The organism is Leyella lascolaii (assembly GCF_900079775.1).
Taxonomy (GTDB): Bacteria; Bacteroidota; Bacteroidia; order Bacteroidales; family Bacteroidaceae; genus Prevotella; species Prevotella lascolaii.
This window is the reverse complement of record NZ_LT556051.1, coordinates 90,596-113,526: the sequence shown is the minus strand read 5'-3', so window position 1 is coordinate 113,526 and position 22,931 is coordinate 90,596. Positions and strand designations below refer to the sequence as shown.

The following is a 22,931-nucleotide window of genomic DNA, read 5'->3' as shown; positions in this document are numbered from 1 at the left end:
GTAATTCGGCTTTAGGATTATATCATTAATATTGTCTGTTATGTTCCGGCAGTCATTTCCGGCATGCCGTCACCAGCCCTCATGTCACATGCCAAGCATCTCACGAAGGCTTGCGACGGTGCTTTTTATCTTGTCAAAGCTGTCGAGCAGGCTCACGTCGAACGTATGCCTTGCCTGATTGTAGAACGGCTCTCGCTTTTCGAGCTGTTCTCTCACGAACACCCTAACCTCCTCCGGCGACTTGCCGAGGAGCAGCGGTCTGACGGTGCGTCCCATCTTCAGATGTTCGAAGAGCACCTCCGGCGTGGCTTTGAGATACACTGTCTCCGCGCGGCTGTTCATATATCCGATGTTGTCGAAGAAGCATGGCGTGCCACCGCCGCAGCTCACCACCACGTTCTCAAACTCCGCCACCTCATGCAGCATGTTGCGCTCTATGCGGCGGAATCCCTCCTCTCCCGACTCGTCAAATATTTGTCTGACGGTGCGGTGCATGCGTGTCTCGATGTACCAGTCAAGGTCGTAGAACCTTTTCCCTGTGTCCTGCGCGAACGCTTTTCCCACAGTGGTCTTGCCGGCACCCATGTATCCCAGGAATATAACGGGTCTGCTCATTTCCTGCGTCGTGTTGCCGGCTTCTTCTTCTCCGGTGTTGCGTTCACTATCTCCATACATTTCTCATACGTAAGTTCGGCAGCCTTGGGGTGCAGTTCCTTCGGAATGCGGTAGTTGTTGCCGTTGTATGATATGTACGGACCATATTTCCCGTTGCGCAGCTCGAGGTTGCCGTCCTCCTCAAACGACTTGATGTGCCTCTGCTCCTCCTGCTTTCTCTTCTCCTCTATCAGTCTGACGGCTGTCTCGAGCGTGACAGTGAGCGGATTCTCATCCTTCGGCAGCGACACATATTTCCTGTTGTGCATGACGTAAGGACCGAATCTGCCGCTTCCGATAACCACGGGCGAGCCCTCATACTCTCCCACCTCGCGCGGCAGTCTGAACAGTTCGAGAGCCTCCTCGAGCGTTATTGTCTCCATGCTCTTGTCGGCGGGGAGCTGCGCGAAGAGCGGTTTCTCCGAGTCAGCCGCCTGTCCTATCTGTATCACAGGACCGTATCTGCCTATCTTTACGAACACCGGATGCCCCGTTTTCGGGTCAGTCCCTATCTGTCTCTCGCCCGCCTTGTGCTCGCTGCGTGCGTTCATCACCTTCTCCACCGTAGGCTCGAACTCCTTGTCGAAGCGGTGCATCACATCCGTCCACATCACCTTGCCCTCGGCAATGCGGTCGAACTCCTGCTCCACTTTAGCCGTGAAGTTGTAGTCCATTATCACGGGGAAGTTGTCCATAAGGAAGTCGTTGACCACCATTCCTATGTCGGTGGGCAGCAGCTTGCCCTTGTCGTTGCCCGCCATCTCGGTCTTGCGCGTTGTGTTTACGACGAGTCCGCGCAGCGTGTCCACCGTGTATGGGCGTTCCTCACCCTTCTTGTCGCCCTTCACCACATAGTCGCGCTGCTGTATGGTGCTTATTGTGGGGGCATATGTGGACGGGCGTCCGATGCCCAGTTCCTCCAGTTTGTGTACGAGGCTCGCCTCAGTGTATCGCGCCGGACCCTGCGAATAACGCTCCGTGGAGGTTATCTCGCGCCGTGTGAGCACGCTTCCCTCCGTCAGTTCCGGCAGGGTGTGCTGTCCCTCTTCCTGACGGTTGTCATCGTCGTCAGCCGATTCGCGGTACACTTTAAGGAATCCGTCGAACTTCACAACCTCTCCGTTTGCCACGAACTTCTCCTCCGTTCCGCCCACACTTATCGTCGCTGTGGTCTTCTCTATGAGCGCGTCAGCCATCTGGCAAGCCGCCGTGCGCTTCCATATAAGGTCATACAGCCTGCGTTCCTGCATTGTCCCGTCCACCGTAGTGTTGTTCATATATGTGGGGCGGATGGCCTCATGAGCCTCCTGCGCGCCTTTTGAGTGCACGTGATACTGCCTCGGCTTGCTGTATTCCCCGCCATACTGCCGCGTTATCTCCTCCTTCGCGGCGTTTATGCACAGTGCCGAGAGGTTCACACTGTCGGTACGCATGTATGTGATATATCCGTTTTCGTAAAGCCGCTGTGCCACCATCATGGTCTGCGACACAGAGAATCCGAGCTTTCTGGCAGCCTCCTGCTGAAGCGTCGATGTGGTGAACGGAGCGGCTGGAGCGCGCTTGAGGGGCTTCTTTGCCACCGACTCCACCTTGAACTCCGCCTTTTTGCATATCTCGAGAAATGCCAACGCCTCGTCGCGTGTGGCGAACCGCTTGTCCAGCTCTGCCTTTACCTCCGACGCCGAACCGTCGGCATTGGTAGTGGCGAATATGGCGTTGACGCGATAGTAAGGCTCGCTCTTGAACCTGTGTATCTCACGCTCGCGCTCCACAATCAGCCTCACGGCGACGCTCTGCACACGTCCTGCCGAAAGCGCGGGCTTCACCTTGCGCCACAGCACGGGCGAGAGCTTGAAGCCGACGAGCCTGTCGAGCACGCGGCGCGCCTGCTGTGCGTTCACCAGATTCATGTCTATGCGCCTCGGCGACTTTATTGCCGCGAGTATGGCGGGCTTTGTTATCTCATGGAACACTATGCGGTTGGTCTCGTCCCTGTCCAGTCCGAGCACCTCACAAAGGTGCCACGAGATGGCTTCTCCCTCACGGTCTTCATCGGAAGCGAGCCACACCTTGCCTGCCGCCAAGGCGTTTTCTCTCAGTTTCCTGACAATCTCCTGCTTGTCCTTAGGTATCACGTAGTCGGGCGTAAGCGTCTTGTCGTCGATGCTCAGTTCCTTCTTCTTCAGGTCGCGGATGTGTCCGTAGGATGACATCACCTTATAATCCGAACCCAGAAACTTCTCTATCGTCTTCGCCTTTGCCGGGCTCTCCACAATGACTAAATTCTCTTGCATATCTTGGCTTTACACTTTATATATGGTGCAAAATTAGACAGAACTTTCTCTTATACCTTTTTATATGCCTAAAAAAATAGCTCATTTTTACAGATTTTAATTTTATTACATTTAATTTTAAATATTTTACCATTCCCGAGATACCAACATCATTTATCAACACACCACATGCCACACTCCCGCGCCCCACCGGCTCCGTCGCAGCCACACGTTTGCAGGAAAGCGTCTCGACCGCATCGCGCCTTTTACTCCATCCGAATGTCATGCGGACGCGGGGCACACCGGTCTGTGTTTTCTTCGGGGATGCGGCAAGCCACACCGTAAGAAAGCGTGAAAGAATATGACGCCGACCCATCGGAAGACAGATAAACAGCTGATGTAAAAGTGCGACCGGGCGACGCGCCCTCCGATGACGGACCCGCGGAAAAACGTTTTGCATATTTATACACAATCGTGCGAACAAATGCATATGCACCGGGTGTCAACTCCGCGAGAACGCTCTCCTGCCAAGCAAGGGCGCATTTGAAGGCAAATACGCGAGTTTTCGGGAGTTATTATAAGACATTGGTAATTAACAGGTTATACAAAACGACAAGTCTGGACATCCTTTTCCACATCACCGGAAAGCCCGTTCCGCATGTCCGAAAAGGCTTTTCCGCGACGCCATACAGGCTTTTCCGTGACCTGACAAAGGCTTTTCCGCAGTGCGAAAACTGCTTTTTAGAAGCGTAATACTCCTCACTCTACCCCGAAAAACAGTTTCTGTGGTGTCGTGAATGGCATTTTTCCGCATTTCATGACGCCTATATCAGACATTCCGTTTTCTGTTTCACGATTTTCAACTGTCAAGATTTTTTACTTCCGTTTTTGTATTTTTATGCATAAAACGGATTGCGCCCGGCTGCCTGAAAACAGGTTTTCATTGCCATAGCCTGCGTCGTTTCACACATGACATAATGTTGTATTATACGTGTACAATCCAAAGTAGAGACGCAAAATCTTGCGTCTCACAAGCAAGGATGTGCAATGAATTGGGATGGGTATATACCTGCCGTTGCTGCGTTTTTCCCTCGGGAGACGCAAAATTTTGCGTCTCTACAGGGCTGACGCCATTGATATGGCATGATGGATATGTTCGTTTTATATCTCTGCATGCAAAAAGTAGAGACGCAAAATCTTGCGTCTCACAAGCAACGAGGCGCAATGAATTGGGATAAGGATATGCCTGCCGTTGTTGCGTTTTTTCCTCGGGAGACGCAAGATTTTGCGTCTCTACTGGGCTGACGCCAGCATTGATTTGATATAAAAAACGCCAAATGACAAAATATAAATGACATTTTTCCGTTATTTTATCATATATATCCCGTCACCCGACGGATTATATACCGCACCCCACCGAAGCGATTACCACCACCGGCAAGCCCTATGGGCATGACAGCCGCACTCACACCGCAACTTAATACATAACTCATAAACAACCGTACACAATGCAAAAACTGTTACTTATCGTCTTTTTCATTCTTTCATCCACCTTATCCGCAGTGGCAGACAACGTGGCTCCATACAGCGGGTCGCGCATATTCTGGGACCAGTCCACACGCAAGACCGTTTTCCGTTCGGGCGGATACTCACGCATCATACAGGGTCAGTGGAAATTTAGTGGGGATAAGCATAAATCTTTGCAAGTCGATACAGAAAGAACTTTTCATCAACGATACCCCTTAGTGATGCTCTGAAGGCTTTGATTTTCGCATTAAAGGATTCAGCTGCAGCATTAGATGATCTATTTTTATAAAAGTTAAGAATATCATCGTAATGTTCATAGAATGTTGCAGCAATAACATTGAAAGAACGGAAGCCAGCNGGGTCAGTGGAAATTTAGTGGGGATAAGCATAAATCTTTGCAAGTCGATACAGAAAGAACTTTTCATCAACGATACCCCTTAGTGATGCTCTGAAGGCTTTGATTTTCGCATTAAAGGATTCAGCTGCAGCATTAGATGATCTATTTTTATAAAAGTTAAGAATATCATCGTAATGTTCATAGAATGTTGCAGCAATAACATTGAAAGAACGGAAGCCAGCTTCTTCCACTTTGTTGTACCATTTAGCCATAGAAAGTCTTGCGGCATCCTTAACTGTATTTTTTGAGAAAATCATTCTCAAAGAATGCGAGAGTCCATAAGCTGTCTTCAAATCTGGATATTCTCTAAATAGAATCTCTGCTCTCTTGCTTTGTGATAGTGTCCATTTCTCTCCTGATTTGAAAAGAAGATATCTACTCCTTGCTAGCAATTCCTTTTTCGTATCTCCGTTCTCATATCGATAAGGCACATATTCGCGTCCTTCAAGTTTTGCATTCTCCATGTCGTCATTGGCCTCTTGTATAGCATCCCAACGATGCTTAATGCGCATTTCCTGCACAGCATCGCAAGCAAGCTTCTGTATGTGAAATCTATCAATTACTCTCATTGCTTTTGGAAAGCATGTGCGAACAATCTTTCTCATGGAGTCTGACAAATCTAATGTAACCTCCTCAACGATATTCAGAAGTACTTCCGGTATATGCTTCAAGGCATTGATAACGTCCTCTGACTTAACACCCTTGACAATTGCAACCAGACATTGATCTTTTCCGTGTCTGTCCCTGTTGGTGACGATTGTGCGCAATTCACCGTTAGACATAGAGGTCTCGTCTATTGCCAAATTACGACCTACGTTGTCAGGAAAGACAAGCCATTCATCGGCATGTTCTAGTTCTGACCAGGTACGATAGTCACTCAAGACATCCTTGTATTGTTTATCCAACGTATTGGAGTTTACATGGTAATATAGCTCAAGCGTACGGCAGGTCGTCGGGGATATGTCCATACGTCTCTTTTAAAAAAGCCGCAAACTCTTTCGAGTAGCGGGTTCCTGATTCGGTAACACTAATACGGTCGACAAATGTTTCTCCTGTTTCTTTGTTTTTCCATCTACGACGACGAAGTACAAGAATCACTTTATGGTCACGAATCGGAAAATCAGTTATGCGTACAGCATCCATAAAACCTTTGGATTCGTAGTCCTCAGATTTTTGGAGATAAGCATTCATACGCTCGTCTAGATAGATGGTCATACTCATTGAGTCAATATCAGACTCATCTGTTTCTATCTTGACGATATCGAAATTGTCCAGTATTTCTTTGGGAAGAACTATACGGGCTAATTGTTCAAGCATGTTCATAATGCAAAGATACAAAATACTATGAAACAAAAAAAACATCCCCAGTACTTTTCCACTGAGCCATCATACAGCTGCACGACGGACGGCTGATGGCGGTTTGCGAGAGCAACGGCATCAACATAGCGTTCAGCGGCAATCTCGGAGCCACATGGAGCAGTCCGGTGAAGATTGTGACAAACACAAACAACACGCCCAACTGCGTGCCCGACCTCATACAGCTTGCAGACGGCACCATAATCGTGGCGTACAACCCGCGACCGGCGGAGCCTTACACGCAAGACCGCAAGTTCGGCATAAGATGCAAGCGCAGCACCGACAACGGTGTCACATGGAGCGACGAGATATTCATCTACGACGCCAAGCACACCTTTGCCGACGGATGCTGGGAGCCGTCAATGCTCGAGCTGCCCTCCGGCGAGCTACAGGTCTATTTCGCGGACGAGGGTCCCTACACCACCAGCAACGAACAGCAGATATCCATGTGCCGCTCGTACGACGGAGGACTCACGTGGAGCGGCACCAACCGCATATCGTTCCGCGCGGGCTACAGGGACGGCATGCCCTCGCCGGTGCTGCTCAACGACCGGCAGACCATAGTGGTGGCGATAGAGGACAACGGCTGGCAGGGCTACAACGACTTCTTCCCCACCACGGTGAGATGCACTCTGGAGCGCAACTGGAAACGCTTCTGCGTGACGGGCGACAGCGAGAACCGCGACCGCACGCTCGACCTGTCGTTCTGTCCTCCTGCCATCGGCGGCGCGCCTTACCTTAGGGTGCTGCCGTGGGGAGAGACGGTGCTGTCGTGGCAGTCGAAGTATAACCACGGCTCCACCAACACCATGTTCACCGCTGTGGGCGACGAACAGGCGCGCGGCTTCAAGGCAATGTCCAACCCGTTTGTGACGTCTCTCACCGACCAGGCACTGTGGAACTCGGTCGCAGTGATAGATACCGGCGTGGTGGTAGCCGTGGGCGGCATCAACGGACGGGTGGAGATGATTAAAGGTTATCCCGTACGCCTGTTGCAGGCTGCCTGTGGCAAGCCCGTCGTCGACGGTGTGGCGACAGAGGGCGAGGGCTACACGAGGAGCGACCCGTCGCAGATAATGCTCGGCACACAGACCGGCACGCAGACTCTGGCAGACTTCGCCTACGACGAGGACTCGCTCTACTTCATAGCGCGGACGGCAGACCCGACATTCGTAAGCAGGAGAGGCACGACGGACAACGTGAGGCTCATGATAGACGCAGACAACGTATCGTCAACCTCACCGCAGGAAGGCATGTACTGTTTCTCGTTCCGCCGCGACGCCGTGTGCAGGGCGTGGCACGGCGAGGACGGCAGCTGGAATGAGACAGACGCATCCATGATAAACATGAAAGTGACGTCCGGAGAGCAGTCATACACCGTGGAGGCTGCCATACCATGGAGCGCGCTGGGCAAGAGCGAGCCTCCTGTAGGGCAGCGCATGGCGGCTACGGTGGAGATAGAGAACGTGGGCGAGGATGCCACCACCACCGAACGCATACCCGACGCGCAGCGCAACGCGTCGTGGACATACATGGAGTTCCGTCTGGCAGGAGGCACCGTGACCGACGGCATAGACAAGACCACCGCGCAGGATGGCGACGGTGTGGACATGCGGGTGAGCGGCGGCACGCTCTACATAAGCAGTTCCAAGGCTGTGAGAGAGATGACCGTGTGCTCCGCCGACGGCAGGATAGTGGCAAGAAAGGAGAATCCCGGCACGCGCTTCAGCACGAGAATAGCACACAAGGGAATCGCCGTCATAAGGCTTACCCTCTCCGACGGCAGGAGCGTCAGCAGGAAAACGGCATTCTGAGAAATCCTGTCCGCAAAACAGTTATTATAGAATAGCCACGGCACTCACCACATGCCGTGGCTTTTACATGCATATACGCCCTGTCCGGCACATACTTGTCCGGCATCAGCCATCAGGTCACACACACGATGAAATGGCTTGTTTTACATTAAAACAATGATGGCGCCAGCCTTGTAGAGACGCAAAATCTTGCGTCTCCCGAGCAAAAAACGCAGTAACGGCAGTCATATCCTCACCTCCGTTTATTGCTCCTCCTTGCGTCTCCCGAGCAAAAAGCGCGGCAATGACATGCATATCCCCACCTCATTTTATTGCGTCTCGTTGCTTGTGAGACGCAAGATTTTGCGTCTCTACTTTGGATAGTACACGTATAATACAACGTCATGTCATGTGTGAAACAACGCAAGCAAGGGCAATGAAAACATGCTTTCATATTGCCGAATACAGCCTGTCTTACTTCAAAAAACGCCCATTTCATCGTACTACATACCTACTCGCAACGCATGAAAAACATAGGAAACACACACAATAATGCTCTGCGCCCCTCCTTGCACACATCACCCCGTCGTGCATCAGTCACCACACTACACCCGCGCTCACACCAAGCCGCACGTCCGGCACACATCCTTGCTCCGGCAGCCCCGGCAATACCTGTTCACCGGAAAACAGCCATGCGAAACAAAAAGACAGATAATAAAAACATTATTACCTTTTAATTATTTGTATCATAAATAAATTTGCCATCGCAGCACAAGGCATGCGAAAAACCACACCGGCACATCCGGCTCCTCATTATGGCGTCAGATTCACACCGGACACAACCGGCACGTGGCGGCGCACCAGACCGAAAAAACATCAGCCCGTGTACGGTTAACAACTCATAAGGCTGAATATAACAACAAATATTACTAACTAAAACTGACATTCATGAAAAAAGGACAAGTTTTACTACTCTCAGTCATGCTTTCATTAGCAGGCAATGCCAACGCGCAGGATTCGGGCGAGCTTATCGATCTGCTGCCTGAAGGAGTCACAGCCAACATCAATCCTGAACGCAAGTGGGACAAACAGAAGAACCTCGTGGTGGCTGGCTCGCCGGAGAAGGGATACAAAGCATTCTTCGCGGCTACCGACAGCGAGCACGGAGAGGAACTGTGGGTGACCGACGGAACAAAGGAGGGCACGCACATGGTAGCCGACCTCATACCCGGCTCCATAAGCTCAGAGCCGTGCTACATATCAAGGTTCAACGACAAAGTGCTCTTCTCGGCTTACACCGACGAGTACGGACGGGAGACATACATCTCTGACGGTACGGCGGAGGGAACAATTCTGCTTGCCGACACCTACATCCTCGGCGACGGAGACCCCAAGGCTTTCATACAGATGGACGAGAAACACGCTGTCTTCGCAGCCACCGACGACGAGAGCGCGGAATACGATCTCGTGCGAGGAGCGCAGCAGTGGCTGTGGATAACCGACGGTACGCCCGAGGGGACACACCGCCTCTACGAGTGCGACATGCGCTGGCCCGGACAGGACAACACCACACTGCACACGGCATACGTGCGTGTGGGACGCCGCGTGTTCTTCAAGGCAGACGACAAGGACGGCACGACGGGCGAGGAACTGTGGGTGACCGACGGAACGCCGGAGGGCACATACTGCGTCATGGACATCAATTGGGAACGCTACGGAGAGGGTCAGCCCGGATATGAAGAGGGCTACACGCGCAACAGCGGACTCGACAATCTGGAGAACTACAATAACGAGCGCGTGTTCTTTCAGGCGTGGACACCCGACTACGGCTCAGAACCGTGGACATCGGACGGACTTGCCGCCGAGGGTCTCAACGGTCCGGGCGAGAGCGGAACGGAGCATACCTACATGATATACGACGCCCACGCCGGAAAGAACGACGGAGGCATAGGCTTCAGCTCAAGCACGTTCGGAACGGGATGGGAGGTATACAAGGACCGCATATGGTTCCGCGCATGGAGCGCCGAGACCGGATATGAGTTCGGAGGCACCAACATGCAGAAAGGCGACTACCACGTATACGACATCTTCACACGCGAGCCGTCACGCGACAACAACTCCTATTCAGACCCGGGATGCATATTCGACGGTGTCTACATGTTCTGCGCCTCTGAAGGATTCGACGCCGCCCTCGGACAGACCGGAGGCGAGCTGCACTACTTCGACGGCGAGAAGGTTGTGTTGCAGTATGACTTCTGTCCGGGCACGAAGTGCGACTGGGTGAAGGAGCAGACCGTCGCCGGAGGCTCTATGTACTGGTGGAACGAGTCTAACGACGTAGCCGCAGGGTTCGGCACAGGGCTTTACCGCCTCGACGGCAAGGACGAGGTGCCGGTGGTATGCACCCACATCGTGCCTACAGGCGACTTCGTGCACTCGCTGCGCAACCTCGGAGGGACGATATGCTTCGCGTCAGACGCCACCAAGAAGGTGTATGTCTACAAATACACCAAACCGGGATGGGACGGCAAGAGCGACATGGGATATCTCGAGCCGGAATACCGCACACCGGCGGAGATTGCAGCCGGAACGGACGCCATAAAGGACATAGAGGCTGAGGACGGCTCCACTGTGGACGTATACACGCTCGACGGTGTGCTGCTGCGTGCCAAGGCGGATGCCGCGAAAGCCACCGAAGGTCTGGCAAAGGGCGTATACATTGTAGGAAAGAAGAAAGTCATAGTACGTTAACAAGTCAAGGACGGACATGCCTGACGCCTGCCGTCAGGCGTGTCTCCTGCTAAGGCAGACCGCCGGAAACCGGGCATGGCACGGCTTCAAGCCTGTCGCGGCGGCAGAATCCGGCGGTCCGCCCGTTTCTGACTCATGTATCACAGGGCGGGAACCTAAATCATATTCATATGCACAAACACATAATCACAAGACTTACGATGCTTCTTGTGGCGGCACTGTTCGCCATGACGGCATACGCACAGAAGATAAAGGTGACGGGAACTGTCACCGAGACAGAACAAAGAGCCTTGACAGGCGTCACCGTGAAGGAGAAGGGCGCGGGCAACGGTGCCATAACCGACATCAACGGCAACTACACCATAAGCGTTCCGGCTGACGCCACACTGCAGTTCACATGCATGGGATTCGTCATGCGGGAGATACCGGTGAACCGCCGCGCCAGAATAGACATAAGCATGGAGGCTGACTCGAAGATGCTCGACGAGCTTGTCGTCATAGGATACGGCGTGCAGCGCAAGAGCGATGTGACCGGATCGATATCGTCAATACAGGGAAAGGACATCAGCAGCCAGCCTGTGTCTTCCACCTTGCAGGCTCTTCAGGGCAGAGCGGCGGGCGTGAACATCATACAGAACACCGGCGCGCCGGGAAGCAACACCACTATAAAGATACGCGGAACAGGAACGGTGAACGACGCCGACCCGCTGTATGTGGTAGACGGATTCATTGTTGACAACATCGACTATATCAACCCCAACGACATAGAGAACGTAGAGATATTCAAGGACGCAGCCTCAAGCGCGGTGTACGGATCGCGTGCCGCCAACGGCGTAGTGGCTATAACGACTAAGGGAGGCAAGAGCGGCAAGACGAAAATAACCTACGACGGATATGCGGGAATATCATCACCGTGGAAGAAGATTGACGTGATGGGCACGGAGGACTATGCCCTGATGCTCGACTACATCAACGACCAGAAGGTGTATTCCACCGACGGCAGACTGTACATGTCGGCTGACGCGGACGGCGGCTATTACTACGACGAGCACAAAGCCTACCTCCTCGACACCATAATGACCAACTCGCCGAAGAGCTGGTGGGACGCCATCACACGCACAGGATTCAAGCAGTCGCACGGCGTGTCGGTGTCGGGAGGCTCGGAGAAGACACAGTATATGGCAAGCGCGGGCTATTACAACGAGAAGGGAATAGTGGAGACGTCGGAGTTCAGACGCTTCAACGCACGCCTCAACGTAAAGACACGGCTGGCAAGATGGCTCACCCTGAACGCCAACATGGCGTACACATACGAGAAACAGGCTGGTGTTCCGGAAGGCTCGTCGAGCATTCTGAAGCAGGCTCTCTACCAGTCGCCGATGACATACATGTATAACTCGAAAGGCTACTGGTCGTCATCACATCCTGTGGCAGTGCTCGCGCGCAACCATGAGCGGATGCACCGCAACCGTCTGGACATGAACATGAGTCTCGACGCAAGCATATGCAAGTATCTCACCTATCAGTTCAAGGCGTCATACTACATGGTACCGCAGACTGACGACAACTTCTACGAGGTGGGAAAACTGAACGAGGACTTCGGCATGACAGACCTCACAACCGTATACAAGAACCAGACGCGCACGGACAAGTGGGAGATAAACAACCTGCTCACGTTCATGTGGAACGACAGACACCACAACATCACCATACTGGCGGGACAGACAGCGGAGGGCTATAAGTATGACTACCAGCAGTCGCAACGCAAAGGCACGCCAAGCAACGAGTACAACTTCCACTTCCTTTCAAGCGCGTACACAGGCGACAAGACCTACGGACTGCCCAACGAATGGACCGCGATAGGTCTGATAGGACGCATAAACTACAGTCTGAACGACACCTATCTGCTACAGGCGAACATACGCGCGGACGGCTCTTCGAAGTTCTCCAAGGGCAACCGCTGGGGTATATTCCCGTCGGTATCGCTGGGATGGAAGTTCTCTAACGAGAAATTCATGCAGGGACTGAGGAAATGGCTGTCGCTCGGAAAACTGCGCGTGGGCTACGGCATACTCGGAAACAACCGCATAGACGTGCTCTCACGCTACACTTATCTGACATTCGGATATAACTATCCCTACGGACTGGGGCACCACACGCTGCAGAACGGAGCCACAGCGACCGCGCTCGGCAATGACGGCATAAAATGGGAGAGGAGCGAGAGCTTCAATATCGCAGCCGACCTCGGACTGTTCGACAACCGGCTGACGCTCACTATAGAATACTTCAACCGCAAGACGAGCGACATGCTTCTGCGAGTGCCCACCGTCAGCTCGGCAGGACTGGACACCGCACCGATGACAAACGCCGGAGCAGTGCGCAACTACGGATGGGAGTATGACGTGAAATGGCGCGACAACATAGGCAAGGACTGGCGCTACGAAGTGGGATTCAACCTGTCGTGGATAAAGAACAAGGTGGTGAGTCTCGGCACCGGCAACGAACCGATATACGGCTCTTATCTGAGCGAAAGCAGCATCGTGGACTATGTCACGAAGACCGCTGTGGGACAGCCGATAGGAAGTTTCTACGGATATGTGACTGACGGGATATTCAACACATATGAAGAGGTGAAGGCAAGCGCACAGTATGACGCCGGAAAGAACTACTGGGAGCAGTCCACCCTGCCCGGAGACTTCCGCTTCAAAGACCTGAACAACGACGGACGAATAACCGCTGAGGACCGCACTTATCTCGGTTCGCCGCTGCCCGACTTCATCTTCGGCATACCGGTGTCGGTGGGATACAGGAACTTCGACCTGAACATCTTCTTCCAGGGACAGACAGGCAACAAGATATTCAACGTGATGGACTACTATCTGTACAACGCTTCGAACGGCAACGTTTACGCGGACATACGCGGCAAACACTGGTCGGGACAGCTCGCCTCAGGACGTGAGTTCTTCCCTCTCAACCTGAACGCCAGCGTGCCTGACCTGCGCAACAACGACAACGCGCGCAACTTCAGGGCAAGCGACTTCTTCATTCAGGACGGCTCTTACCTTAGACTGAAGGAGCTGCGGCTCACCTACACCTTCCCGAAGAGCATCACCAGCAGGCTGAGACTGTCTGACCTCGCACTGTCGCTCACCGCATACAACCTGCTGACATTCACCGGATATGACGGTTTCGACCCTGAAGTGGGAAAGGTGGTGGGCACCGAAGGCAACAACCTTAGCATGGGAGTGGACCACGGAAACTATCCGCAGGCACGCTCGTTCACATTCGGTGTTAAATTTGGAATATAATATTAAAACGGTCATCTTATGAGAAATATATTTTGCAAGACACTTCTGGCAATATCCGCAATGACGGCATGCGGCTGCAGCGACTTCCTTGACAAGGACGTGGACGGGCATGCCACTGACAAGAACTATTACGACACGCAATATAAAATGCAGACTTCGCTCAACGCTGCATACGACATACTGCAGAGCGACTCGTACAATGATCAGGAGTGGAGGTTCGGAGAAGCGTGCGGCGACAACGTTCTCGGAACCGACGAGGGACTGTCGTCGCACATGGGACAACTGGTGAACTTCCGTTTCAACACGTCGAACTCATGGATTCTGCAACGCTGGAACGTAAACTATAAAGGCATACACCGTGCCAATCAGGTGATTCACAACATAGGCAAAGTGCGCATATCCACAAGCGAGTATGCGGCATATCAGGGGATAAGATGGATTCTCGGACAGGCTAAATTCCTGCGGGCGTTCTATTACTTCAATCTCGTGAAGACATTCGGAGGGGTGCCTGTCAGACCAGAGGACGAGAGTGTGAGGAAGCTTGTGATACCACGCAACACGCTGGAGGAATGCTATGCGTATATAGAGAAAGACCTGCGCGAGGCGGCGATGATTCTTCCTACGGTCTATCCTGCGGGCGAGACAGGCAAGGCAACGAAAGGTGCGGCTGTAGCTCTGCTTATGAAGGTGCTCATGTATCAGGCAAAGCCGGGAGTGCCTTCAGAGAAATGGAGAGAGATGAAACGCATGGGCGACTATTTCATAAAGGGAGAGCCGATGACCTGCGGAGAGATGCTGAAGTATGACGGGAAGGAAGACTGGGAGAAACTGAGGGAGAGGCTGTGGTTCAAGCCTGAGAGACTGAACACGCCGGGCGACCCGTATGAGACTCCGGAGACACCGCTCGACGCGCTGGACAACGTCTATTCACTGTCATATACCGACTATTACGGAGCACAGCTGCACAACGGCGACAAATGGGCTTATGTGTACCAGTGGTATGGCGACGGCGAGTTCTGCCGCGGATCGGTGTTCGAGGCGGTGTTCAAGGAGAGCGCGGACGGCACCGGAGGCGACACCAACGAAGGAGCGGGCATAGAGTTCTTCGATGTGGGTACGGTGAAGATGTATGCCACATCAGGCATTCTCGCAAGTCTGTTCGGCACCGACATACGCAAGGATTTCCTCATTCACCATCAGGGAAACACTCCCGACGGCGACATATGGCAGGGAGGTGAAGGACGCTACGTGTCTCTCAAATGGTACACTCCGAAGAAAGACAAGCCGCAATATGCCGGTGACAACGGCAGGAACCGCAGGATAATAAGGTTTGTGGAGGTGGTGCTCATGTATGCGGAGGCACTGAACGAATGCGGCGACCGTGAGAACGCGTTGGCGCAACTCAACAGATGCAAGGCGCAGGTGAACACCATCAACAACAGCAACAAGCTGTATGCGGCAGGAGGATACGGATGGCTGAGAGACCAGATATGGCAGGAACGGAGAATGGAACTCGCATACGAATGGGACAGATTCTTCGACATAGTAAGGCAGGGACGGGCTGCGGAGGTGCTGCACGCGTTCGGACGGAACAGACCCAACAGCCGTGGCATGTCTTTCGTAAAGGGAAAGAACGAACTGTTCCCTATACCACAGACAGAGATTGACGTGTCAAACAGCGTGGTGGAGCAGAATCCCGGATACTGAGAATGACGTTTCAGAACATGATAAAGGAAACCCAACATAAAATCAAAATGAAGAAATTATCGAACATTATAATACTTGCAATGATGGCAGTAATGCTTGCCGCATGCAGCGGTGAGAATCAGGAGGCACGCACTCCGGTAGCCAGCATTACGGTGAATGCCGACAGACTGGAAATCAACCAGTCGATGGAGATACGCTTCAACGGCGTGGCTGACCAGGTGGTGATATTCACCGGTGACAACGGACACGACTACGACCTGAGAAACGAGAGCAATACCGGATTTGTGATGAATAAGGGTCTTTTCACATACTCGTACTCAGTGCCGGGCAAATTCAAGGTGGTGTGCGTGGCGACGACCTACGACACGTATATGGGAGACAACATGAAGACAGACATAACCACCTTTGAGGTGACCGTGTCTGACGATGTGACGACAATAGACAAGGTGTCGTCGAGCATCACTCCCAACATATATTACGCAGAGCTTATAGACGACGTGAACTGGGTGATGAGGGTTCCGGCAAAACAGCTTTACAACAACCGCGAGATACCGCTGAACGCCACGCGGCAGAGACTGACGTTCGAGATAGCGTCGGACTCATCCAGAATATATGTCGACAACGAGCCTTACGCCATCAACAACTATTATGACCTGACAAAGGTGCATGACATCCGCGTTACGGCAAACTCCGGAGACAAGCGCGACTATAAGCTTTACACACTCATATATCCGGAGTTCAAAGCCATATCAATTAACGGAGAGAAGGCTACACTCACACGCAACGCATTCTATCAGAACCTGCAGACTTACACGTTCAGCCTGCCGCAGAATACTGATATAAGTAATGTGATACCGGAATTCAGACTGGATGACGACGTAAGGTTCTACGCCGGGGACACCGAAATAAAACCGGGGACAGCCATAGACCTGACGAAGACAGACGTGAAATATTCTCTTAGGAGAGCCCGGACGGATAATCCGGACATCAATGCCGTGTCTGATGTCATATTCAACATCACATATAAATGACTCTACATTATATATAAATAAATGTGAACATAATGCTCAAGACAATATTTATTGCTTTATTCCTCTTATCGGTCACATTCTCCGCGAGGGCGGAGGATGTGACTCCATACAGCGGCTCACGCATATTCTGGGACCTTTCAACACGAAAGACCGTGTTCAACGCGGGCGGATACTCACGCATGATACAGCTTCAGGACGGAAGACTGATGGCTGTCTGCGAGGGGAACGGCATAAACATAGCGTTCAGCAGCAATCTCGGCAACACGTGGAGCAGTCCGGTGAAAATAGTGACAAACACCAACAACACTCCCAACAGTGTGCCAGACCTCATACAGCTTAGGGACGGGACTATCATCGTGGCGTACAACCCGCGCCCGGCGGAGCCTTACACGCCAGACCGCAAGTTCGGCATAAGATGCAAGCGCAGCACCGACAACGGCATGACTTGGAGCGACGAGATATTCATCTACGACGCCAAGCACACATTCAACGACGGATGCTGGGAGCCGTCAATGCTCGAGCTGCCCTCCGGAGAGTTGCAAGTGTATTTCGCGGATGAGGGTCCTTACACCGGCAGCAACGAACAGCAGATATCCTTGTGCCGCTCGTATGACGGTGGAAAGACATGGGGCAAGGCAAGCGTTGTTTCGTTCAGGGCTGGCTACAGAGACGGCATGCCGTCACCGGTATTGCTCAAAGACAACAAGACGATAGTGGTGGCGATAGAAGACAACGGCTGGTCCGGATACAACGAATTCTTCCCCACGACAGTGAGATGTGGTCTGGAAACAAACTGGAACGGCTATTATGTGTCGGGGAACAGCAAGAACAGGGAAAAGACACTCGACCTTGCGTTCTGTCCTTTGGCTAAAGGCGGCGCGCCTTATCTGAGAGTGCTGCCATGGGGCGAGACGGTCCTGTCATGGCAGTCGGAATACAACCACGGCTCCAGTCTGACTATGTTCACGGCTGTAGGAGACGAGAATGCCCGCAACTTCAAGGCTATGTCGAATCCGTTCATCACATCCCTGTCTGATAAAGTCATGTGGAACTCGGTAGCGGTAATAGACACCGGGACTGTCGTAGCGGTAGGCGGAGTGAACGGAAAAATAGAAATGATAAAAGGATATCCTGTCAGAATGCTGTTGGCTCCGTACGGGAAGCCGCGCATAGACGGTGTAGTGTCGAGAGACGAAGGTTATCTCAGACCCACTTCATCGCAGATAATGCTTGGCACACAAACCGGAACAAGGGTGATATCCGATTTCGCTCACGACCGCGACTCGCTCTATTTCATCGCACGGATATCCGACCGCACTTTTGTAAAGAAAGGACGGAAGACCGACAATGTGCGCCTGATGATTGACGCGGATGATGTCTCTTCCACAACGCCCAAGAAGGGAGTGTACTGCTTTTCGTTCAGCCGCGACAGCGTATGTCAGGCATGGCAGGGCGATGAAGGCAACTGGAGAGTGTGCGACTCGTCGCCTGTCAACATGAAAGTGACGTCTTCAGGCACTTACTATGTAGTGGAGGCTGCCATACCATGGAGCGTCATCGGCAAGGACAAAGCTCCCGTCTCACAGCGCATGGCAGCCGCAATAGAGGTTGAGGACGTGGGAGAGACGTCCATGCAGACAGAGCGCATACCGGACGTAAGACGCAATGCCTCATGGACATACATGGAGTTCAGACTGAGCGGTGACAGCGAGACAAACGGCATAAGGGGAACGGTGGAAAACGGGAACAAGGAATGCTACATGCACATTAATGGCAACACTCTTTCTGTGGAAAGCCGGAAGGACATTGCCGGCATGACAATATATTCTGCCGACGGACGCGTTATCCTGGAATCATCACGTCCGGGCAGGAACGTAAGAATGAATCTTCCGCACAAAGGATTTGCCGTCATAAGCATTACATTTGCAGACGGAAATGTGCTGAACCGTAAAATCATGTTATGAGAGATTCTTATTTTGTGTATGGTTTCTGCATGATACGGAGGCGGATAAAGTCCGTTTCCGTATCTTGATTGTCATAAAAAGGAAAAGTAAACTTTAAAACAAGGGATATTCATGAAAACTGTTCTGCTGATTCTGTCGTTCTATATCATGACGTCGTGTCATGCAATGGCGGGCAACATGCACTTCTTTCACATAAGCAGCAAAGACGGTCTGCCCCACCAACAGATACAGGCTCTCGCCACAGACGCAGACGGGAACATATGGATAGGAACGCGGAACGGACTGTCACGATACGACGGATACAGCATAAAAACCTATTTCCACGAACAAGGTAATCCGCGTTCGCTTCTTCATAATTTCGTATACAAGCTGTTCGTAGACAGCAAAAAGAGAATCTGGATATGCACGCAGGAAGGACTGTGCAGATATCATCCGGCGACAGACGACTTTGAGACATACAGCGAACCGAGACACATTGTGTCGTCAATCATAGAGACCGGCAAAGGCAAGATAGTATGCGGAGGGGAGCAGCTCAGCGTATACAACGAACGGACAAACCGTTTCTCCAGCTATCCGGCACTGGAGTCAGGATACATTCTGTCGCTTGCCACCGACAGGAAAGACAATCTTTATGTAGCCACAAGCACATCCATATTCTATTACAACCCTGCCATGACAAGGATAACACACATAAACCGGTCATATTTCTCAGGGTTCATGACAGGCGGGGACGACATAATACAAATGCTGTTCGACTCGAAAGGAAGGCTGTGGATAGGACGCAACGGCAAAGGAGTGATGTATATCAATCCGAAAGACGGCACGCAGAAGATTTATCCTGCGTCCGAATTGTCTGACGGAACAGTGAGGGTCATAAACGAAGACAGAGCCGGGCGCGTATGGCTCGGTACGGAAAAAGGCGTGACCATAATCCATCCGGACGGTCATATTGAGATAATAAGGCACGACCCGTTCTCCCACGACTCTCTGAGCGACAACGCCATATACGCCATAATCAACGATATTAACAACAACATATGGATAGGTTCCTATTTCGGAGGCGTGGACGTGCTGTTCAACAACAACGCTACATTCACCTGCTTTGAACCGGGATATAGTCCGCAGAACATTAAAGGGAAGGTGCCGAGGACAATGACCGAGACAGAGAAAGGTGTCTACTGGATAGCGACTGAGGACAACGGAATAAACATATACGACTCCATCACCGGCACATTCCGGCTGTTTGACAGGATTCCGGGGCTTGGCACAAACATCCACAGCCTGTTATACGACAGCCGGAAGAAGGACATGTGGATAGGCACATTCCGTAACGGACTGTTCCGCTACAACATTAAGACAGGCAAATGGAAGAAATACGAATGCGACAAAGGCTCTTACGCAAGTTCCGTTTTCTCAATCACCAGACAACGCGACGGCAGGCTATGGCTCGCCACCACATTGGGACTGCGTTATTATGACGAGGCTTCCGACTGCTTCAAACGGTTCGGACACAATGTCCTCGGGAAAGTATTCATATACACAATGACCACCGATGACAAGGACAACATATGGGCTGGCACCGCGCACAACGGACTTTACAGAATCAACACAGACAACGGGAATGTGTCCGCATGGACAAAAGAGGATAAGAATTCGGGGCTGAAAGACAACTATGTGACGTGTCTTTTCCATGGAAGAGACGGACGTCTGTGGATTGGAACGAACAATTACGGACTGCAATATATGGACACCGGAAGCGGAAAGATAAAATCATTCAGCAACAATATATTCTCTCCAAGCTGCACAGTATGCAGCATCATCGCCGACAAAAAGGGCAATATATGGATAAGCACGAGCCTCGGACTCTTCCGGTATACGCCCAAGAACAACAGCACAGTGAAGTTTACGACAGAGAACGGACTGTCGACCAACCAGTTCAACTTCTCGTCTTCACTGATCACAACGGACGGAACTCTGATGTTCGGCACTGTCGACGGACTCGTAAGCTTCAATCCGGAAAGCATCAGGACGGGCATAAAACCGTTCACAGTGCATCTGAAGTCACTGACAATAAACAATGTCGAAATGAACGCCTCGACCAAAGACACTCCGCTCACCGGACTGCTGGACAAGACAGAAACAATAAAACTGTCCTACGAACAGGCACGTAATTTCAGCATTGAGTATGGAGTGATAATGCCGGGAAACACCAATTCGATAGAATACCAGCTGTATCTCGAAGGCATAGACAAGGACTGGCAGGACGTGGGCTCGGGCAGGAAGTTCTCCGGCTACAACCTTCCTCCCGGCAAATACGTACTTCACATACGTGCCAACAACTCCAATCAGGGATGGGAACGCAACCCTGAGAAGACTATAGAGATTATTGTGAAGCCTCCGTTCTGGCGTTCGGGATGGGCTTATATGATTTATACCATACTGTCGTTTGTAGTCATATTCACCGGATGGATTGTCTTTTCAATGAGGCTCAAGGAAAAAAACGAGGTCAAGAAGGCTAATATGGAGAAGAAGAAAATAGAAGAGATTGACCGCGCCAAGTTTGACTTCTTCACCACAGTGTCGCACGAACTGCGCACGCCGCTGTCTCTTATTGTCGCTCCGCTGAAAAGCATTCCGCGTAAAGAACTGAGCGAGGAGTCTGGCAAGAACCTCGATCTGGCAATAAAGAATGCCGGAAAGCTGGAGACACTCATAGGCGAACTGGTTACCTTCAATCAGATTGAGACAAACAACTTCCCGTTCTTCATGCAGCGCGGCAACCCTCTCATGTTCATCGAAAACCTTGTGGCGCCATACTGCCACATAGCCGAAGACATGAAGAAAACAATCACCAGCGACTGTGAGGACAACGGTGAGGATGTGTGGTTCTCGCCTTCCTACGTTGAAAGAATCATAAGCAACCTGCTTTCAAACGCAATGAAGTTCACTCCGCAGGGAGGCAGGATATCAGTGAAATCACTTATCGTGAACAAGGAAAACGATACAAACAGATATCTCAGGATAATTGTAGCCGACAACGGAATAGGCATAGCAAAGGAGGAACTCAGCAACATCTTCAACAAATATTACCAGACCAAGCGCGGCTACAACATGAACAGCAGCGGATGGGGCGTAGGTCTTGCCCTGATAAAACGCATGGCTGAGATACACAAAGGCAGCGTGCGCGTGGAGAGCGAGCCTGGTAAAGGCTCCACGTTCACGGTGGAGCTGAATGTTGAGGGGAACAATTTCGATGCCGGATGTCTTATAAGTGAGGACAAGGTGATAGTACCTCTGTCACAATACAAGCTGTCTGCCGTCAGAGAGACAGGCGAGGATGCGGACATTCGTAAGGACAACACCGCCGACGCGCATAAGATGTCTGTGCTTCTGGTTGATGACAACAAGGAGTTAATATCGTTCCTACAGGACTATTTCTCGAAAAAATATAATATCTTTACTGCCGCTAACGGAGCCGAGGCATTGGAGATAGCGCGAAACGAATCGGTACAGCTTGTCATATCAGACATCATGATGCCCGTTATGGACGGCATCCAACTGTGCCGCACTCTCAAAGGCGACATGGCGACATCTCATATTCCTGTCATCCTGCTTACGGCAAAAGGACAAAGCGACGACATAATGAACGGATATGAGAGCGGTGCCGAGGCGTATGTCCAGAAACCGTTCGACCCTATCATACTCGAGCTGCAGGTGAAGAACATAATATCACTGCAGAATGCCATGCGAAGCGAGATAGCAGAGTCGGACAGTGCAGACATAGAGTCGTCATCACTGAGTGTGCTTGACAAGGAGTTCATAGCCAAGATGAAGAAAATAGTGGAGGAAAACATCTCCAACAACGATTTCTCAGTCGGCGACATCACCTCCGGACTTGGCATAAGCCGGTCGCTGCTTCACATAAAAATGAAAAATCTCATGGGAATATCGACAGGCGACTACATCAGAAAGAAACGCCTCGACATGGCGTGCAGGCTGTTGAGAGACGGATACAATGTCTCCGAAACGGCTTACCGTAGCGGCTTCTCCGACCCCAATTATTTTTCAAAGACATTCAAGAAGCACTTCGGGACAAGCCCCACCGAATGGCTTGTAGCCGCAGAAAGGAATATGCCTGACCGCAAAGGAGACTCATGACCCCTGACCGCA

13 protein-coding genes are annotated in these 22,931 nt (G+C 51.7%); 8 read left to right on the top strand and 5 right to left on the bottom strand.

Translation table 11 applies throughout. From position 1 onward, the window contains the following. Nucleotides 1-84: 84 nt before the first annotated feature. Together BN4609_RS15300 and topA are read right to left on the bottom strand one after the other, a co-directional pair. Nucleotides 85-615, bottom strand: coding sequence for a shikimate kinase (locus tag BN4609_RS15300; RefSeq protein ID WP_021992627.1), 531 nt, complete (start codon nt 613-615; stop codon nt 85-87). Beyond that, the gene (gene topA, locus BN4609_RS15295) at nt 612-2,948 is read right to left on the bottom strand and encodes a type I DNA topoisomerase (RefSeq protein ID WP_068857359.1); all 2,337 of its coding nucleotides are present in this window, start codon (nt 2,946-2,948) and stop codon (nt 612-614) included. Before topA ends, BN4609_RS15300 begins: the two co-directional genes overlap by 4 nt. A 1,487-nt stretch (nt 2,949-4,435) precedes the next feature. On the opposite strand from topA, the gene BN4609_RS16685 reads away from it, so the two are divergent. After that, complete coding sequence (locus tag BN4609_RS16685; RefSeq protein WP_164071714.1) at nt 4,436-4,684, top strand: hypothetical protein; 249 nt, start codon at nt 4,436-4,438, stop codon at nt 4,682-4,684. Here the strand turns inward: BN4609_RS16685 and BN4609_RS17200 are convergent. The 3 genes from BN4609_RS17200 to BN4609_RS15280 all read right to left on the bottom strand — a co-directional run bounded on the left by BN4609_RS17200 (nt 4,605) and on the right by BN4609_RS15280 (nt 6,174). Next, nucleotides 4,605-4,787, bottom strand: coding sequence for a transposase (locus BN4609_RS17200; RefSeq protein WP_438501692.1), 183 nt, complete (start codon nt 4,785-4,787; stop codon nt 4,605-4,607). The two genes, BN4609_RS16685 and BN4609_RS17200, sit on opposite strands and share 80 nt — an antisense overlap. Nucleotides 4,788-4,826: 39 nt before the next feature. After that, the gene (locus tag BN4609_RS15285) at nt 4,827-5,819 is read right to left on the bottom strand and encodes an ISAon1 family transposase (protein ID WP_068857357.1); all 993 of its coding nucleotides are present in this window, start codon (nt 5,817-5,819) and stop codon (nt 4,827-4,829) included. Beyond that, on the bottom strand, nt 5,785-6,174 hold the full coding sequence (locus BN4609_RS15280) for an ISAon1 family transposase N-terminal region protein (protein WP_068857374.1): 390 nt from the start codon (nt 6,172-6,174) through the stop codon (nt 5,785-5,787). The genes BN4609_RS15285 and BN4609_RS15280 overlap by 35 nt, the downstream gene beginning before the upstream one ends. A gap of 89 nt (nt 6,175-6,263) precedes the next feature. Here BN4609_RS15280 and BN4609_RS15275 point away from each other — a divergent pair, with 89 nt between their 5' ends. The 7 genes from BN4609_RS15275 to BN4609_RS15245 all read left to right on the top strand — a co-directional run bounded on the left by BN4609_RS15275 (nt 6,264) and on the right by BN4609_RS15245 (nt 22,919). Next, complete coding sequence (locus tag BN4609_RS15275; protein ID WP_068857356.1) at nt 6,264-8,021, top strand: exo-alpha-sialidase; 1,758 nt, start codon at nt 6,264-6,266, stop codon at nt 8,019-8,021. Nucleotides 8,022-8,948: 927 nt separating this feature from the next. Continuing rightward, the gene (locus BN4609_RS15270) at nt 8,949-10,751 is read left to right on the top strand and encodes a hypothetical protein (protein WP_068857355.1); all 1,803 of its coding nucleotides are present in this window, start codon (nt 8,949-8,951) and stop codon (nt 10,749-10,751) included. A gap of 170 nt (nt 10,752-10,921) precedes the next feature. Next, entirely contained in the window at nt 10,922-14,059 is a 3,138-nt protein-coding gene (locus tag BN4609_RS15265) for a SusC/RagA family TonB-linked outer membrane protein (protein WP_068857354.1), read from the top strand. Between the two features lie 18 nt (nt 14,060-14,077). After that, entirely contained in the window at nt 14,078-15,766 is a 1,689-nt protein-coding gene (locus tag BN4609_RS15260; RefSeq protein ID WP_068857353.1) for a RagB/SusD family nutrient uptake outer membrane protein, read from the top strand. Between the two features lie 47 nt (nt 15,767-15,813). After that, nucleotides 15,814-16,797: a hypothetical protein gene (locus BN4609_RS15255; protein WP_068857373.1), complete on the top strand. Its 984-nt coding sequence runs from the start codon at nt 15,814-15,816 to the stop codon at nt 16,795-16,797. A 32-nt stretch (nt 16,798-16,829) separates the two neighbouring features. Beyond that, nucleotides 16,830-18,761, top strand: a complete 1,932-nt coding sequence (locus BN4609_RS15250; protein ID WP_068857352.1) for an exo-alpha-sialidase — start codon at nt 16,830-16,832, stop codon at nt 18,759-18,761. Between the two features lie 111 nt (nt 18,762-18,872). Then, a complete protein-coding gene (locus BN4609_RS15245) occupies nt 18,873-22,919 on the top strand; it encodes a hybrid sensor histidine kinase/response regulator transcription factor (RefSeq protein WP_068857351.1) in 4,047 nt (1,348 codons plus the stop codon). The last annotated feature ends 12 nt before the right edge of the window (nt 22,920-22,931 follow it).